Source organism: Hymenobacter duratus (assembly GCF_014698995.1).
Taxonomy (GTDB): Bacteria; Bacteroidota; Bacteroidia; order Cytophagales; family Hymenobacteraceae; genus Hymenobacter; species Hymenobacter duratus.
The window spans coordinates 358,902-374,187 of the sequence record NZ_JACWZZ010000003.1; the positions used below are offsets into that span (position 1 = coordinate 358,902).

13 protein-coding genes are annotated in these 15,286 nt (G+C 59.4%); 7 read left to right on the plus strand and 6 right to left on the minus strand.

All coding sequences use genetic code 11. The annotated features are described in order from the left end of the window. Positions 1–85: 85 nt before the first annotated feature. Both IC231_RS15005 and murI read right to left on the minus strand, forming a co-directional pair. Positions 86–769, minus strand: a complete 684-nt coding sequence (locus IC231_RS15005; RefSeq protein WP_190785310.1) for a hypothetical protein — start codon at positions 767–769, stop codon at positions 86–88. An 85-nt stretch (positions 770–854) separates the two neighbouring features. Continuing rightward, positions 855–1,676: a glutamate racemase gene (gene murI, locus IC231_RS15010; protein WP_190785311.1), complete on the minus strand. Its 822-nt coding sequence runs from the start codon at positions 1,674–1,676 to the stop codon at positions 855–857. A gap of 136 nt (positions 1,677–1,812) precedes the next feature. Here murI and IC231_RS15015 point away from each other — a divergent pair, with 136 nt between their 5' ends. Both IC231_RS15015 and IC231_RS15020 read left to right on the plus strand, forming a co-directional pair. Continuing rightward, positions 1,813–2,046: a hypothetical protein gene (locus IC231_RS15015; protein ID WP_185889475.1), complete on the plus strand. Its 234-nt coding sequence runs from the start codon at positions 1,813–1,815 to the stop codon at positions 2,044–2,046. A gap of 87 nt (positions 2,047–2,133) precedes the next feature. Beyond that, positions 2,134–4,032, plus strand: coding sequence for an ABC-F family ATP-binding cassette domain-containing protein (locus tag IC231_RS15020; RefSeq protein WP_190785312.1), 1,899 nt, complete (start codon positions 2,134–2,136; stop codon positions 4,030–4,032). Between the two features lie 77 nt (positions 4,033–4,109). Here the strand turns inward: IC231_RS15020 and IC231_RS15025 are convergent, their stop codons facing one another. The 3 genes from IC231_RS15025 to IC231_RS15035 form a co-directional block, all read right to left on the minus strand. Next, positions 4,110–4,883 (minus strand): hypothetical protein, encoded by a 774-nt coding sequence (locus tag IC231_RS15025; RefSeq protein WP_190785313.1) that lies wholly within the window; start codon positions 4,881–4,883, stop codon positions 4,110–4,112. A 76-nt stretch (positions 4,884–4,959) separates the two neighbouring features. Next, on the minus strand, positions 4,960–5,307 hold the full coding sequence (locus IC231_RS15030) for a DUF952 domain-containing protein (RefSeq protein ID WP_190785314.1): 348 nt from the start codon (positions 5,305–5,307) through the stop codon (positions 4,960–4,962). A gap of 98 nt (positions 5,308–5,405) precedes the next feature. Then, positions 5,406–5,807 carry a hypothetical protein gene (locus IC231_RS15035; RefSeq protein WP_211539092.1) on the minus strand — a complete coding sequence of 134 codons (402 nt, stop codon included), beginning with the start codon at positions 5,805–5,807 and terminating at the stop codon, positions 5,406–5,408. A gap of 241 nt (positions 5,808–6,048) precedes the next feature. Between IC231_RS15035 and hppD the strand changes: the two genes are divergently transcribed. Then, positions 6,049–7,182, plus strand: a complete 1,134-nt coding sequence (gene hppD / locus IC231_RS15040) for a 4-hydroxyphenylpyruvate dioxygenase (protein WP_190785315.1) — start codon at positions 6,049–6,051, stop codon at positions 7,180–7,182. Positions 7,183–8,028: 846 nt separating this feature from the next. Then, complete coding sequence (locus tag IC231_RS15045; protein WP_190785316.1) at positions 8,029–9,765, plus strand: T9SS type B sorting domain-containing protein; 1,737 nt, start codon at positions 8,029–8,031, stop codon at positions 9,763–9,765. A 97-nt stretch (positions 9,766–9,862) separates the two neighbouring features. On the opposite strand, the gene IC231_RS15050 is transcribed toward IC231_RS15045, so the two are convergent. After that, positions 9,863–10,012, minus strand: a complete 150-nt coding sequence (locus IC231_RS15050) for a hypothetical protein (protein WP_190785317.1) — start codon at positions 10,010–10,012, stop codon at positions 9,863–9,865. 627 nt (positions 10,013–10,639) lie between these two features. Here IC231_RS15050 and IC231_RS15055 point away from each other — a divergent pair. The 3 genes from IC231_RS15055 (at position 10,640) to IC231_RS15065 (ending at position 15,275) form a co-directional block, all read left to right on the plus strand. After that, complete coding sequence (locus IC231_RS15055) at positions 10,640–12,376, plus strand: phospho-sugar mutase (protein WP_190785318.1); 1,737 nt, start codon at positions 10,640–10,642, stop codon at positions 12,374–12,376. An 80-nt stretch (positions 12,377–12,456) separates the two neighbouring features. Then, positions 12,457–13,002 (plus strand): hypothetical protein, encoded by a 546-nt coding sequence (locus IC231_RS15060; protein ID WP_190785319.1) that lies wholly within the window; start codon positions 12,457–12,459, stop codon positions 13,000–13,002. Positions 13,003–13,406: 404 nt separating this feature from the next. Beyond that, complete coding sequence (locus IC231_RS15065) at positions 13,407–15,275, plus strand: cellulase family glycosylhydrolase (protein WP_190785320.1); 1,869 nt, start codon at positions 13,407–13,409, stop codon at positions 15,273–15,275. Positions 15,276–15,286 lie beyond the last annotated feature (11 nt).

Sequence of the window (15,286 nt, forward strand, 5' to 3'; positions counted from 1 at the left end):
ATATGCTGAAGGAAAAAGAAGAAGCACTCAGGCAGCCCACCCACTACAGGTGCAGACTAGCTGAGTGCTTGATACAGGCGCAGGCTTAACCGCCAAAGCCACGGCCACCACGGCTGCCGAAACCGCTGCTCCGTCCAGAGCTGGGGGCACTACTCCGGATGCTGCTGCGGCTGCCATAGCCGGTGCTGCGCGTGACGGTAGTGCTGGGCCGGATACCGCTGCTGCTGCGGGTACCGGAAAAGCCCCGGCCGAAAAAGCTTCGGCCCTGGCCTCGCTCCTGCGCTACCCGGCTGCGCCAGCCGTTGTTCTGCTGCACCAGGCCGGGGTTGGCATAAGCCCCTACGTTGGGCGTGAGAAACCGCCCGGCCATGTACCCGATACCACCCCACATCAGCACGTCCATCATACCGGTACGGCCCATGTGGTTTTCCGGGTTGGCGCGGGTGTAGTCCTGCATCTGGCGTTGCAGGGCCTGCCCTTGCAGCGTGTCCACTTTGCCATCGAAATGCTTGAGCACGGCGGCCACTTCCTCTTTGCCGGCCGGCCGCTCCGCCGTGATTTTCCACTCGCCGGGCTGCACTTCGGTCATTTCCGTGACGACGCCTTCCGAGTACGAATTGCCGCTGCTCCAGTCGCCTTCGGCAGCAGTATTCTCCGGGTCGGAGCTACCGCCGGAACAGGCGGGCAGCATCAGGCCCAGGCTGGTAGCGGCGGCGGCCAGCAGCACATTGCGGCGCCAGTCGCCGAAGCGGTAATACGGTTTGTTCATAGCAGCTAGGAGCGTGTAGGTGGTGGGGTATTAGTGGGGTTTAGTGCCACTGTTTTCAGGGTGAACAGCGGGCAGACGCAAAACATTACTCCCAGAGCGGATAGTGCTCCAGATGCACTTCCTGCTCGAAGAAGATACGCGTACTTTCTTCAAACGACCGGGTGAAATCGGAAACGTAAAACTGGTGAACGGGCGCTGTTTTACCGGGTTTGGCGGCCAGCTGGTTGTCGTGCAGGTAGTGCTGCACATGGGCCGCTACTACGTCGGAAGCGTCCAGCACCGTTACCCGCTCCTTATAATACTCGGCAATCTGCTTCTTAATGAGGGGGTAGTGCGTGCAGGCCAGCACCAGCGCTTCTATGCCATCCAGCAGTGGGTTGGAGAGGTAGGTTTCGATGATGTTGCCGGCAATGGAATTATCGAAAAAGCCTTCCTCAATCATAGGGGCCAGCAGCGGCGTGGCCAGGCTTTGCAGCTGCACACCGGCGTCGAGGTCATCTATCTTTTTGCGGTAAACGTTGCTGTTCACCGTTTGCTTCGTACCGATAAGCCCGACCGTACGGCCGGCGTACATCTGCCCCACGTGCGCCACAATCGGGTCGATGACGTTCAGGACGCGCGCTTTGGAGCCGACATACTCGCGCACCAGTTCGTACGCTGCCGCCGAAGCCGAATTGCAGGCAATCAGAATGACTTTACAGTGCTGCTTGAGCAGCAGGTCGCATATTTTGACTGAATAGGCCTGGATGGCAGCGGTACTTTTGTCGCCGTAGGGCAGGTGGGCCGTGTCGCCGAAGTACACGAGCCGCTCATGCGGCAGCACACGGGCTACGGCCCGGGCTACGGTAAGGCCGCCGATGCCGCTGTCGAATACGCCGATGGGGCGGGTGGTGAGGTCTGGAGTCATATCGGGAGGCAAGTAACGAGGAACCGGCGGAACTGTCTTGCAATGCCGGGTTTCTGCGCAAAAAACCCGGTCAAAATTTTACAATTCCCTCGAATTCCTATCTTCCGCTATTACACTGCCCCCTTTGCCCACCGCTATGAGTAACATTCTGGCCGAAATTGACCGCGCACTGGCGTCTTTCGATTCCTCCCAGGGCCGCCCTATTGCCATCGAGCTGGGCGAACGAAAATACACGCAGCTCATCCTCGATGTCGCTCATCTGCACGCAGATGGCGGCGAGCTGACCCACAACACCGGCCGCCCCCTGGCCTACAAAGGCCTCGAAATCCTGCGCGACGACCTGCACGTAGACCGAATCCGGGTGATATAAGGCCACTAGCTGCCACCCGCCGGTTTTTCTCGCAACTACTTGCCGGTGGCTTCTGTCTGCTGATTCCTGTGGCGTACCTTTGCGGGTATGAATTTGCTGTCTGCTGAGAATCTTTCGAAGAACTATGCCGACCGGTGGCTTTTCCGGGAATTGAACTTTGGCCTGCTCCAGGGCCAGCGCGTGGGCCTGGTAGGCATTAACGGCTCTGGCAAAACCACGCTGCTTAAGATACTGGCCGGACTGGAGCCGCCGGATACCGGCAGCGTCAGCACCCGCAAAGACACGCGTGTGGCCTTCCTGGGCCAGCAGCCGGTATTTGATGAGTCGCTGACGGTAGAGGAAACCATCTTCGCCAGCCAGAACGACACGCTGGCCGCCATCCGCGACTACGAGCATGTAGTGAATGACCCCGACCACAAGCCTGCCGACCTGCAGCGCGTGATGGAGCTGATGGACTCCTATAACGCCTGGGACTATGAGTCGCAGGTGCAGCAGATTCTGGGTAAGCTGGGCATTCTGGGCGAGCTGCTGCAGCGCAACGTGAGCAAGCTTTCGGGCGGGCAGCGCAAGCGGGTGGCCCTGGCCCGCGTGCTGATTGAAGAGCCCGATGTGCTCATTCTCGACGAACCCACCAACCACTTGGACCTAGCCACTATTGAGTGGCTGGAAAACCGGCTGGCCTCTCCTTCCCTCACGCTGCTCATGGTGACCCACGACCGGTACTTCCTAGACCGGGTAGCCAATGAAATTGTGGAGCTGGATGGCGGGCGCGTGCACCGCTACCAAGGCAACTACGCTTACTTCGTGGAGAAGAAAGCCGAGCGGGAGCAGATGGAAACCGCCGAGGTAGAGAAGGCTCGAAACCTGCTGCGCAAGGAGCTGGAATGGATGCGCCGCCAGCCACAGGCCCGTGGCACCAAGCAGAAAGCCCGCATCGACGCTTTTTATGAAACCCAGGAGAAGGCCCGCACCAAAATCAAAGGCCCGGACATGGAACTGTCGGTGAAAACCACCCGCCAGGGCGGCAAAATCATCGAAGTAGAGCATCTGAGCAAGCGGTTCGGCGACAAAGTGGTGCTCGACGATTTCAGCTATGTGTTCAAGAAAAAGGACCGGATTGGCCTGGTGGGCCCCAACGGCGCGGGCAAATCCACGCTGCTCAACATGCTCACCAAGCAGCTCGCCCCCGATTCCGGCACCGTAGACGCGGGCCAGACTACTGTGTTCGGCTACTACACTCAGACTGAGCTGCAGTTCGACCCCTCGCAACGCGTAATTGACATTGTGAAGGAAGTAGCCGAGGTGATTGAGCTGGCCGATGGCAGCGTCGTGACGGCGTCGCAGTTTCTGCAGCACTTCCAGTTTCCGCCGGCCCAGCAGTATACGCTGGTCAGCAAGCTGAGCGGCGGCGAAAAGCGGCGGCTGCAGCTGCTGCGCGTGCTGATCAAGAACCCCAACTTCCTGATTCTTGACGAACCGACCAACGACCTCGACATCATCACACTCAACATTCTGGAGGAGTTCCTGCTCCAGTTTACGGGCTGCCTGATCATTGTAAGCCACGACCGATACTTCATGGATGCGCTGGTGGAGCAGGTGTTTGCGCTGGAACCCGGCGGCAAAATCCGGCAGTTCCCCGGCAACTACACCGACTACCGCGAATGGCTGCAGGAACAGCCCGCCGACAACACCGCCCGCGACGCCGAGAAGGCTCTGAAATCCGTAAACCAAGTGTCGGTTACCACCGCTCCGGCTGCCCCGGCACCCGCCAAACGTAAAGCCAGCTTCGCGCAGAAGAAGGAATACGAGCAGTTGGAAAAGGAGCTGGAGCAACTGGAAACGCTCAAGCAGGACCTCATCGGAAAACTGAACGCCGGCACCGGCTCCCACACCGAGCTGGCCGACTGGGCCGCCCAACTCAAGCGCACCGACGCCGACCTTGATACCAAAGGGGAGCGGTGGCTGGAGCTGGCCGAACTCGTGTAAGCTGTTGCTTTTCTAAAGCAGAAGCGGCCACCCGGAATCCGGGTGGCCGCTTCTGCTTTCCAGAGGCAGTATAGCACCTACAATACGCCCGGCCGCTGTACGAATGTGAACGTCACGGGCCGCTCATTGAAGAATACCACCATCCGTAGCTGATGCGCGGCGTCGGTGCGGGGAAAATGCACCTGGCCTGTCACGTATTGGCGGGAAGGCAACAGTGTTTTGCGCAGGGCCACGGCTTCCAAGCTGTGTTTCTGGTCGTAGAGCACATCGGCTTTTTGGGCGTGCTCTTCGCGCTGGTCTGCCAGGAAAGCTTCGTCGGAAGCATGGCGCTGCTCACGCTCCGCGCTTTGCTGGTCGGTTTCCTTTTTGTTGATGCTGGATACATTTTCCGCAATGTGGGTGGCGCTGGTCACGAGTTCCAGCCAGCCGCCGCCCTGGGCCTTGTTGGCCTGCTTATCGAGGCGCTTGGCCAACTGCTGCAGGCGGGCTTCCGGGTCGAGGGCGGGCACGCGGGCCGGTTCCAGCACCGCAGCCGTTGCCGAAGCCGACAGGGTATCCGGAGTATCGGTGTAGAGCGGCGTGTAGTAGAACGTTTCGGGCGCCAGCAGCACCGGCTTGCTGGAGTTGTTGTTGACTTCCACCTCAAATACCAGCTCTTTTTCTTCGTAGCGCACGAAGCCCAGCCGCACTTCCACGCTGTCTTCGGGGCGGGCGCTAAGGCTGGTAGGATGGCCATTTATGCTGGGTCCGTTGGGGTGGCTGGGAGCCATTGTCAGCAAATAGGAAGGGCCACAGCCGGCCAGCAGACCACTTAGTACGAGTACTGAAACCGCGAGTATAGATTGACGCATACGTGGTAATGGATAGTGAATTTTACAATGGATTTCAGCGGCCGGATATCAGCTCTGACGGAAGAAACCCTCCTGTCTAAAGCCCGTCGGGCAGACTAAATTTTCCATCTACAGCTTTTGTGCCAAAAGCCCACACCCGCCGCACGGCCGCCAGCGGCACCGCCCCCAGCACGTGCGCGAAATGCTGCTGCCGGCGCTCCACCCATTCCCGCTTTACCCGCACGCCAGCCGTAGCCAGCGCCTCTTCATCCAGCTCCAGCAGCTGCAGTCCGCTGCGGCCCGCATAGTAAAGCTGCGCCGTTTCCAGCACCTGGTGCGGTTCTGAGCAGTGAATAAATCCTTCCGCCGCCAGATCAGGGCTGGCGAAAAATCCGGTTTTTTGGGCCTGCTCCCAGTCATCGGGTTCGGCAATACGGTAGAGCATACAGGGAAGAAATAAGGCAGTAAAAACCCCGCACCATGCTGAGTAAAGCTCAGTACGGCACGGGGTCTGCAATCCGGCAAGTTCAGGTTCTGACAGTACTAGCTGGCTTTCCAGAGCTCCTGCTGCACGGCTTTGCCTACCGTCAGCATGATGCGCGTAGGATTGGGTATCAGCGTGATGCGGGCTTCTTTGCCAGGGTATTTCTCGGAGTCTACCCACACGCCTTCCTTGGGTGAGGGCGTGCCGCCGGTGCTGGAGGGCAGATAGGCCGTGGGCAGCAGCACATCGGTATCGGAGTTGAGCTCGGTATGCACTTTGTCGAGGGCGGCTTCCAAGAACGAGCCGTACTCTTCGTTGAAGTCATCCTCCAGGTCGTGCAGCTCTTCCTCCACGTCGTCGTAGCGGGTATCGTCGTACGACATATCGTGCAGCACCTGCTTTTTCTCAATCAGGGTAACGAGGGCGCGGTTTAGCTCTTCCAGATTCATAAGGGTAAGCATTGGGGTTAGGCTACAAAGGTGGAGAGGATTCGGCAGTTTCGTGCGCAGTTTCTGCTTCCGCCCCAATTTTACGAAGAATGTCGCACTCCCGGTCTGAGTCCTACTCCTGTTGTAGTGTGGCCTACAATAAGATCTTCAGCGGGGCGGTAAATACAGACATGTAGCGTCATATCGGAATCATTTCCCTCAAAACAGTATTTTTACCCACACATCCACACGTACCACCCCATCCTCTTCGCCCATGCAAACCATGACCTCGCCGGCCATGCAGGCCCAGCCCGCTCAGGACTTCCTGCCCCTCAACGGCACCGATTACATTGAGTTTTATGTCGGCAATGCCAAGCAGTCGGCTTACTATTATCAGGCGGCGTTTGGCTTCGAGCTGGTAGCCTATGCCGGTCCCGAAACCGGCGTACGCGACCGGGCCAGCTACGTGTTGCAGCAGAACAAAATCCGCTTCGTACTCACCACCTCGCTCCTGCCCGATTCCGACATCACGCGGCACGTGGCCCAGCACGGTGACGGCGTGAAGGTGATGGCGCTGTGGGTGGACGACGCCCGCAAATCGTTTGAGGAAACCACCAAGCGTGGCGCCAAAGTGGCCTTCGAGCCCTACACCATCGAAGACGAAAACGGCTCCGTGACGCTGGCCGGCATCTACACCTACGGCGAAACCGTGCACACCTTCGTGGAGCGCAGCAACTACCGCGGCTCCTTTATGCCGGGCTTCGTGGCCAAAACCAGCGGCGTGCCGCAGGGCAACCCCGTGGGCCTGGAGGTGGTAGACCACTGCGTCGGCAACGTGGGCTGGGGCGAAATGAACCAGTGGGTGAAGTTCTACGAGGACGTGCTGGGCTTCAAGTTGCTTATCACCTTCGACGACGACGACATCAGCACCGAGTATTCGGCCTTGATGAGCAAAGTGGTGAGCAACGGCAACGGCTTCGTGAAATTCCCTATCAACGAGCCCGCCGAAGGCAAGAAGAAGAGTCAGATTGAGGAATACCTCGACTTCTACCACTCGCCCGGCGTGCAGCACATGGCCCTTATTACCAACGACATTCGCACAACCGTCACGGAGCTGCGCCGCCGCGGCGTGGAGTTCCTGTCGGTACCCGGCACCTATTACGACGACCTGCTGGAGCGCATCGGCCACATTGATGAGGACCTGGAATCGGTGAAGGCCCTGAACCTGCTCGTGGACCGCGACGAGGAAGGCTACCTACTCCAGATTTTCACGAAGCCCGTGGAAGACCGGCCCACCGTGTTCTTTGAAATCATCCAGCGCAAAGGGGCCAAGAGCTTCGGCAAAGGCAACTTCAAAGCCCTGTTCGAAGCCATTGAGCGCGAGCAGGGCCTGCGCGGCAACCTGTAAGCGGCTGATACAGCTGCGCTGAAAAAGCCCGTTCTGCCGTCGGCAGGGCGGGCTTTTTTATAGTCGGCCAAGCTAAGACTTGGCGGGCGAGGCAGTAGCGAAGGGCCATCAACTACCTGGTTGTCTGACCTTCCCTCCCTCTTGCTACTTACCGGATATGTATGTACCCTTGTAGCGCATGCGTGCTCGGGGAAGTAGCCGCTTTCCTACTCCGTTCACCCGCCCTATCTATTCTTACCCCTATGGCAACTGCTACCAACCGGACCGCTCGGGCCGGCGAGTAGGTCTGCGCGCCAGACGCCCTTTTCGCAGCGGCTGGCATACCAGTTTCTTTCCGATCTATAAGCACCTGCGTCTTTCCCGGTCGGCATTCGTTGGCCAGGAAAGCAATGGGCCTACTCATATCTGACTATGGAAAACCCCTACTCCTTATTCTCTGTCCTGCGACGCTTTTGCTTCTGTCTGCTCAGCCTGTGCCTGCTTGGCATTCCTGGCTACGGGCAGGGCGAGGCAAACAACTGGTATTTTGGCTTTCGCTGCGCCCTCAACTTTAGCACCCGCCCGCCGCAGGCATTACTCAGCAATTCTACCCGTGCAGTATCATGCTCCACCACCATGTCCGACTCTCTGGGCAATCTTCTATTCTATAGCGAAGGGAGCTCAGTGTATGACCGGAATCATACGCGCATGCCGAATGGAATCAATATATCATTTGTTGCAGGTGGTAACAGCGGTATAGGAGTATGCCTGTCGGTTCCCTGGCCGGGGCGCCCCGGTCACTACTTTCTTTTCTCGCAAGAAGATTTCGCTGGCGACACGCTGGGCTATCAGGTATCGCTCATCGACATGAGCTTGCGGGGGGGGAGCGGCGACGTGAGTTCCAGCTTTCGCCGTCAGGTATTTCGCCTGAAATGCGCGCCGGTGCTGGCCGCCGTGCGCCACCAGAACGGCCGAGACTACTGGGTGATAACCCACGACGCCGGAGCCAGCCGCTACCGGGTCTATCCGGTCACGGCCGCCGGCCTGGGCAGTATGCCGGTAGTTAGCGCCGGGGGCTCCTCCCCCTTGTACCAAATTCCCCCTTCCGGTGACCTAGGACTCGATGATTCATACCTGCGGGCGTCTCCTGACGGGCGTCGCCTGACTTTTTTGCCGCGGGGTGGCAAAGACATCAACGGTGTGGCTCTATTTAATTTACTGGATTTCGACGCCGCCACCGGCCGGGTCAGCAACCCCGTGACCGTTACCGGGCGGGGCGGCACGTATTGCGCTTTCTCCCCGGACGGCACCAAGCTGTATACGTCTGCGGGTGACCCGGACACGGTAGCAGGGTACGCCAATCAGTTCGTGCAATACAACCTAAGGGCCGGGTCTGCGGCAGCCATTGCGGCCTCGGCGCAGGAACTGCTACCCAACGATATTTTCTTCCAGCCCAATGATATGGAGCTAGGGCCGGATGGCCGACTTTACATAGCCAGCGGCACCGATTCCATGGCTTTCGTTCGGTACCCCAACCGGGCGGGCGCAGCGTGCGAGCTGGTTCCCAGGGGTATATGGATGGGGCCACCGCTACCACCTCCAGTTGGCACCGGGCGTGGGTCTACCAACGTCCCTCACTTTCTCAGCAGCTACCTGTACCTGGCCGACTTTACTACCGCCGCCGTATGTGTGGGCGACAGTGCCCGTTTCCGGCTGCGCTACGCCTCCCGCCTGGATTCGGTGCGCTGGCGCTTCCAGGACCCGGCCGTGCCCGGCGGCGGCACCAGCACCACCCGGCCCGCAGCTGCCCACCGCTACGCCCAGCCCGGCACCTACCGCGCCCGGGTGCAGGTCTACTACAACGACGGTGCCACCGACACGCTCTCGCGCCTGGTGACGGTGCGCCCCATCCCCACCGTGGCCCTGCCCGCCCCCCCGTTGCTCTGCCCCGGCCAACCCCTGCTGCTCACGCCCCAACTCAGCCCCGACGTGACGAGCTACCGCTGGAGCACCGGTGCCACCACCCCCACGCTCACCGTGGTGCAGCCCGGCGCCTATTCGCTCACCGTCACCAGCGGGGCCGGTGGCTGCGCAGCCACGGCCACCGTACAGGTACGGGCCGCCCCGCTGCCGCCCGACCCGCTGCCCGGCCTGCCCCCCGACACGCTGCGCTGCCTCGACACGCCCCTGACCTTGCGCGCCCCGGCCGGGCTGGCTGTGCGCTGGCCTGATGGCAGCACGGCTCCCACCTACGCCGTGCCGCCCGGCACACCCGCCGTGGCCGTGCTGCTGACCACGGCCCAGGGCTGCCCGATCACGCGCACGGTGCGCGTGCAGGAGACGGAATGCGCCGACCAGTTGGTGCTACCCAACATCATCACGCCCAACGGCGACGGCAAAAACGACGGCCTGCAGATTCCGGGCCTGCAGCCTGGCGTCTGGACGCTGCGCGTGTTCAGCCGCTGGGGCCGACTCGTGTACGAGCAGGCCGACTACGTGAGCGGGCAGTGGAAGGCCCAGGGCTTGCCGGATGGCCTCTACTACTATCTACTCGCCCGCCCCGGCCAGCCCCCACGCAAGGGCTGGGTGGAAGTGATGCGCTGACGTAGCCTTCCACTACCGGCCCTTTGCAGAGTCTGGCCGACTTCCTTTGAGCACTCCATCCTCTAAAAAGCGCCCGCCGGAATCCGGCGGGCGCTTTTTAGAGGATGGCATGTTGCGGAGTGTACTGGTTGCCGGAGTCGGCGGGTTGGCCGCCGTTGCGCACGATGGATTTGGTGTAGCCCTGAGACCGCAGCCAGACATCGTGGCGGGTGGGCGAGTCTTTGTAGGGCCGCAGTTGCTGGAGCATTTTTTTTCAGGATCAGCTGGGCATTGGCTTTCAGGGCCGCTTTCAGCAGCTGGCGGGCCGCAGAGCCGGCCACGTCGCTTTGGCGGGCGGCCTGCAAGCGCCCGCCCAGGGCCAGCAGCCGGGCCTTGGGCGTGGCCTTCACGGCGGCCGAGTCGTCCTGGTCTTCGGCCAGCACGGTGATTTCGAGGGCCTGGGCCAAATTGGCGGCGTGCGCGGTACGCAGCGGCCCCAATTAGTCTTCGAGCGGGGCGGAGCTGGTCCCGGAGCAGGCTGGCGGCGGTGGCTTCGTCGCGCCGCAGCAGGGCGTCGATTTGGTTATTTTTATTGAATAGCTACAATACACACGACTGCCTCAAGCTACTGCCCCCCGCTTAAGGCCTAGTCTAGTGCCCTGCCGCGCCTACTCCACCTACCGGGAGCTTTGTAAGAGCTACCGGAGGTTTTGTAAGAAGTACCGGAGGCTTTGCCAGGTCTATCAGACGGTTTTCAAGGGCTACCGGGGGATGCTTTTCGTTGTCGGGTGGTGCGGCGGGGGCCGGCCCGACTACCGGGTGGCCCGAGTCTGGCCTAAACCTGTTTTCTTTGCCGCCCGTTCTTATACTGTTCGCCTCTTACTCCTCTCCTCCTATGGCCCTCACGCCCGACATTCAGCAGAAAATCAATACGTGGCTCGGCAGCGGCTACGATGCGCAGACCCAGGCCGAGATCCGGGACCTGCAGACGCAGAACCAGGACGATTTTCTCTCGGATGCTTTTTACCGCAACCTCGAATTCGGGACGGGTGGGCTGCGCGGTATTATGGGAGCCGGCTCCAACCGCATGAACCGCTACACGCTGGGCATGGCGGCGCAGGGCCTGAGTAATTATTTGCTCCAGCAGTTTGCGGGCCAGGAAATCAAGGTGGCCGTGGCGCACGACTCGCGCAATAACTCCCGCGCCTTTGCCCAGTTGGTGTCGGATATCTTCTCAGCCAACGGCCTGACGGTGTACTTGTTTGAAGATCTTCGCCCCACGCCAGAGCTATCGTTTACCATCCGCCACCTAGGCTGCCAGAGCGGCTGCGTCATCACGGCTTCGCACAACCCCAAGGAGTACAACGGCTTCAAAGTATACTGGAACGACGGCGCGCAAGTAGTGGCCCCGCACGACCAGAACATTATTCGTGAGGTAGAAGCCATCCAGTCCGTTGACGAAGTGAAATTCCAGGCCGATGCGTCGCGCATTCACCTCATCGGGGCCGAAGTAGATGCCGCGTATCTGGCCAAGGTGAAGGAGCTGAGCATCAATCCGGCCGCCATCCAGCGCCAGCACGATTTGAAGATTGTGTTCACGCCCATCCACGGTACGGGCATCACGCTGGTACCGAAGGCACTGGCGCAGTTGGGTTTCACCAATGTGTCTGTAGTAGAAGCCCAGGCCACGCCCGACGGCAACTTCCCCACCGTACTCTCGCCGAACCCGGAGGAGAAGGTAGCCATGCAGATGGCCCTCGACCAGGCCAAAGCCCTCGACGCCGACCTGGTACTGGCCACCGACCCCGACTCGGACCGGGTAGGCATTGCGGTGAAGAACATACAGGGCGAGTGGGTGCTCGTAAACGGCAACCAGACGGCCGCGCTGCTCACGTACTACCTGCTCTCGGCGCGCCAGCAGGCGGGCAAGATGACCGACCGGGACTTCATCGTGTACACCATCGTGACCAGCGAGGTGCTCGGCGACATTGCCCGCTCCTATGGCGTGAAAAGCTACCAGACCCTGACCGGCTTTAAGTACATAGCAGGGCTGATTCGGGAGCTGGAAGGCGACGCGACTTACATCGGGGGGGGTGAGGAAAGCTACGGCTTCATGATCGGGGATTTCGTGCGCGACAAAGACGCCGTATCGGCCTGCGCGCTACTGGCCGAAATGGCGGCCGTAGCGAAAGACAACGGCCGCACGCTCTACCAGGAAATGACCCAGATGTACGCGCAATTCGGCCTCTACCAGGAGCACTTGGTTTCGCTCACGAAAAAAGGGCAGCGCGGCGCCGAGGAAATCCAGGAAATGATGCGCGACCTGCGGGCCACGCCACCTGCTACTATTGCCGGTTCGCCGGTGGTAGAGTTGCGTGACTATAAAACCGGCATTATCAAAAACCTGCGCACTGGGCTGGAGCTGCCCACCGGCCTGGAAAGCAGCAACGTGCTGCAGTTTATTACGGAAGATGGCAGCAAGATTTCGGCCCGTCCTTCCGGCACCGAGCCCAAAATCAAGTTCTATTTCAGCGTAAAGCAGCCGCTGAAATCAGTAGTGGACTTCGATTTGGCCTCGCGCCTGGCCAACGAAAAGATTCAGGCCATCATCGAGGATATGCAATTGAAATAGAACGTTGTTTCAGACAGCAAATCAAACAGCCCGGCAGGATCTGCCGGGCTGTTTGGTTGAAGAGCTCCCCCAAAATGAACATGTACGACGGAATTCTACGCAGGCCTTTTCTATTTGAGCATTGGCACAAAGGTTTTGTCGCTGCATTAGCTATTTGGCTGCCGGCATTTTCAGTTGCTACGTGGGCTGAACTGGGAACTGAAGCCGCTGTATGGGTTGCATCAGTCGTCAGTTGTGTAGTAGTACTATCTGTTCTTACATACCGGGAAGGATTCTCCTTGAACACTACCACTCAGCAATACCGAAGCTATATCTGGGTAGCTGGCTTGCGCTTCGGAAAATGGCAGCCGCTGCCACCAGTATCTGGCCTTTTGCTGAGGCCTTATATCACTACTCATTTCTTACCTACCACCGCCGGCAAATCCAATATTACTCGATTAAATACCCCCGCGCCTACTACTCAAATGGGCTTGGTAGCAAGAGAGTATAAATGGCAGGTGCTACTGCAGGTCAAAGATTCTCCTATCGGAATCATTGCCGCGTATACCGGCTACGAAGAAGCAGTATGTATTGCTAACAAGCTCGCTACCGTAACCGGTTTAGAGGTGGCAACTGTTCACGCATAATTATTCAAAATTTATTTAGTGTTTGTTAGCCGTTGGGGGCACATCAATGCCTCACGCTTTTCTGCAGCTTTCTGCCACGAAATCGCTACTCCATGGTGTGCAATAAGCGTACACCTAGTGTCCCAGAACCGCGTTTCCAGCTTCTGGGCACAGCTTGTACGCTTGCATATCCTATTGTACCCGTCTAGCTTTGGGTATATCAGCCGCTGAATATCAGCTTGGATTCGGTGCCCCTTCAGGCCTACGTGTCTTCCCTAGTCCCTTCGAATAAGCATGCCCTGTTACCGGGCCTTCTTTGAGGTTTGCGGATATCCCGCCTCGGTTTTTGAGTGAGAAAGTGAGGCAAACAGGATGGGGCCTCCCCGTCCTGTTTCTCGCTGCTTTCCGGCTCTACCCTCCTACCCATGAGCAAGCTTCCAGTTTCCAGTGCCAGTGCGGGGCGTTTTTTGCGCATCCTCTGCGTGGTGCTCTGCTGTGCAGGCGGCCTACCGACCGAAGCGGCGGCGCAGAAGCTAAGCATGCTGCGTGCTCAGGGCCCAGCCATAGTCGATGCCAGCAACCGTCCGGTAGTGCTGCGGGGCATCAATGTAGGGGGATGGCTGCTGCAGGAGAGCTACATCCTCAAGACCGATTCGCTCGACTCGCAGGCCCGTATTCAGCAGGCGCTACTGCGCACCATGCCCGAGGCGGCCGTGGAGAAGTTTTACCGCCAGTTTAGGGCGGGCTTCATTACGAAAGCGGATATCGACTTCATTGCAAAGCAGGGCTTCAACTGCGTACGGCTGCCCTTTCACTACGATCTATTTCTGACGGCTGCCCAGCGCCGCATCCGTACTAGGGCGCTGCAAAATCCTGCGAATCTGGAGGCGTACGTCCAAGCGCTCAGCACCTGGTACGACCAGAAACAGTTGTTCACGGACTCCAAAAACTTGGAAGGATTTCGCATCACGGATGACGTGCTGAACTGGTGCGCGGCGAATAACCTGTATGTAATTCTGGACCTGCACGCAGCCCCTGGAGGTCAGGGTGCCGACCGCAACATCAGTGACTGTCTCGTGCCGCTGGACCTATGGAAGCGCCGCGACGCCAAAGGCCGCCTGATTTATCAGGATATCACGGTGCGGCTGTGGGAGAAGCTGTCGGCGCGCTACAAAAACGACGCGCGGGTAGCCATGTACGACTTCATCAACGAGCCCAATGGTATGACGACAGCTAATGGCCTCGCAGGTGACAACTCGGAGCTAAATGTGCTGTACAGCCGCCTGATAGATGCAGTGCGGGCGCAGGGCGACCAGCATTTGCTGCTATTGGAAGGCAACGGCTACGGCAACGAATACACCAACCTCACCCCTGATAGGCTCCGTAGCAAAGACAAACGCAACTTAGTCTACAATGCCCACCGCTACTGGTGCCCGAACACTTCTACGGCAACCGACCCAAACCCGAACCAAATCAACCTTATCCGCAACCTAGCTGCCTTCCGCGACCAGTGGAAAGTACCCGTCTGGGTGGGAGAAACCGGAGAAAACTCTAACGAATGGTTTTCGGCGGCGGTGCAGGAGCTCAACGCCCACAGTCTTGGCTGGTGCCACTGGACGCATAAGCGGGTAGAAGGCGGCACCAGCCTGCTACGCATTCCGGCGTACGGCAGCCTGCTGACACCACAGGGCCGCACCGCCTTGTTGCGCAACAGCGAGTTCCGCAGCTGCACGGTCAACAAAGATGTGGTAGCCGCTCTAATGCAGCCTACTGGTCCGCCCCGGCCATTTGCTGCCCACACGCTGCCCGGCACCATTCAGGCTTCTGACTACGACCTAGGCCGCAACGGCAGCGCCTATTACGACACGTACGCGGCTCGCACCGACTTTGCGAATCACACGCCTACTAACCTAGGAGATGCCTACCGCAACGACGGCGTAGATATTCAGGAAGTAACAGAGGCCTCTTCGAAGAGCTTTGCTGTGAACCACATGGCGGCTGGCGAGTGGCTAAACTACACCGTAACCGTACCCCAGGAAGGCACTTTCCAACTGCAGACCCGGCTTCGGAATACGGCCCCAACTCCCACGAAGCTTCTGCTCAAACTGAACGGCAAATCCGTTGTTGCTACCATTACGGCGGAGCCCGCCACAGGCTGGCAGACGCTGTCGGTGGGTACGGCCAGCATGCCGGCCGGCATCCATACGCTACAGCTTTACGTGGAGCAGCCAGGAGCCGAAATACACTGGCTGCGGTTCGCTACTCCCGGGTCCGCCCTGCCAAGTGGCCAGTAAGCAGCAGAGCA

Excerpts from the sequence above, each read along its gene's own strand:
- IC231_RS15005 (WP_190785310.1), bottom strand. The coding sequence starts at position 769 with ATGAACAAACCGTATTACCGCTTCGGCGACTGGCGCCGCAATGTGCTG.
- murI (WP_190785311.1), bottom strand. The coding sequence starts at position 1,676 with ATGACTCCAGACCTCACCACCCGCCCCATCGGCGTATTCGACAGCGGC.
- IC231_RS15015 (WP_185889475.1), top strand. The coding sequence starts at position 1,813 with ATGAGTAACATTCTGGCCGAAATTGACCGCGCACTGGCGTCTTTCGAT.
- IC231_RS15020 (WP_190785312.1), top strand. The coding sequence starts at position 2,134 with ATGAATTTGCTGTCTGCTGAGAATCTTTCGAAGAACTATGCCGACCGG.
- IC231_RS15025 (WP_190785313.1), bottom strand. The coding sequence starts at position 4,883 with ATGCGTCAATCTATACTCGCGGTTTCAGTACTCGTACTAAGTGGTCTG.
- IC231_RS15030 (WP_190785314.1), bottom strand. The coding sequence starts at position 5,307 with ATGCTCTACCGTATTGCCGAACCCGATGACTGGGAGCAGGCCCAAAAA.
- IC231_RS15035 (WP_211539092.1), bottom strand. The coding sequence starts at position 5,807 with ATGCTTACCCTTATGAATCTGGAAGAGCTAAACCGCGCCCTCGTTACC.
- hppD (WP_190785315.1), top strand. The coding sequence starts at position 6,049 with ATGCAAACCATGACCTCGCCGGCCATGCAGGCCCAGCCCGCTCAGGAC.
- IC231_RS15045 (WP_190785316.1), top strand. The coding sequence starts at position 8,029 with ATGAGCTTGCGGGGGGGGAGCGGCGACGTGAGTTCCAGCTTTCGCCGT.
- IC231_RS15050 (WP_190785317.1), bottom strand. The coding sequence starts at position 10,012 with ATGCTCCAGCAACTGCGGCCCTACAAAGACTCGCCCACCCGCCACGAT.
- IC231_RS15055 (WP_190785318.1), top strand. The coding sequence starts at position 10,640 with ATGGCCCTCACGCCCGACATTCAGCAGAAAATCAATACGTGGCTCGGC.
- IC231_RS15060 (WP_190785319.1), top strand. The coding sequence starts at position 12,457 with ATGTACGACGGAATTCTACGCAGGCCTTTTCTATTTGAGCATTGGCAC.
- IC231_RS15065 (WP_190785320.1), top strand. The coding sequence starts at position 13,407 with ATGAGCAAGCTTCCAGTTTCCAGTGCCAGTGCGGGGCGTTTTTTGCGC.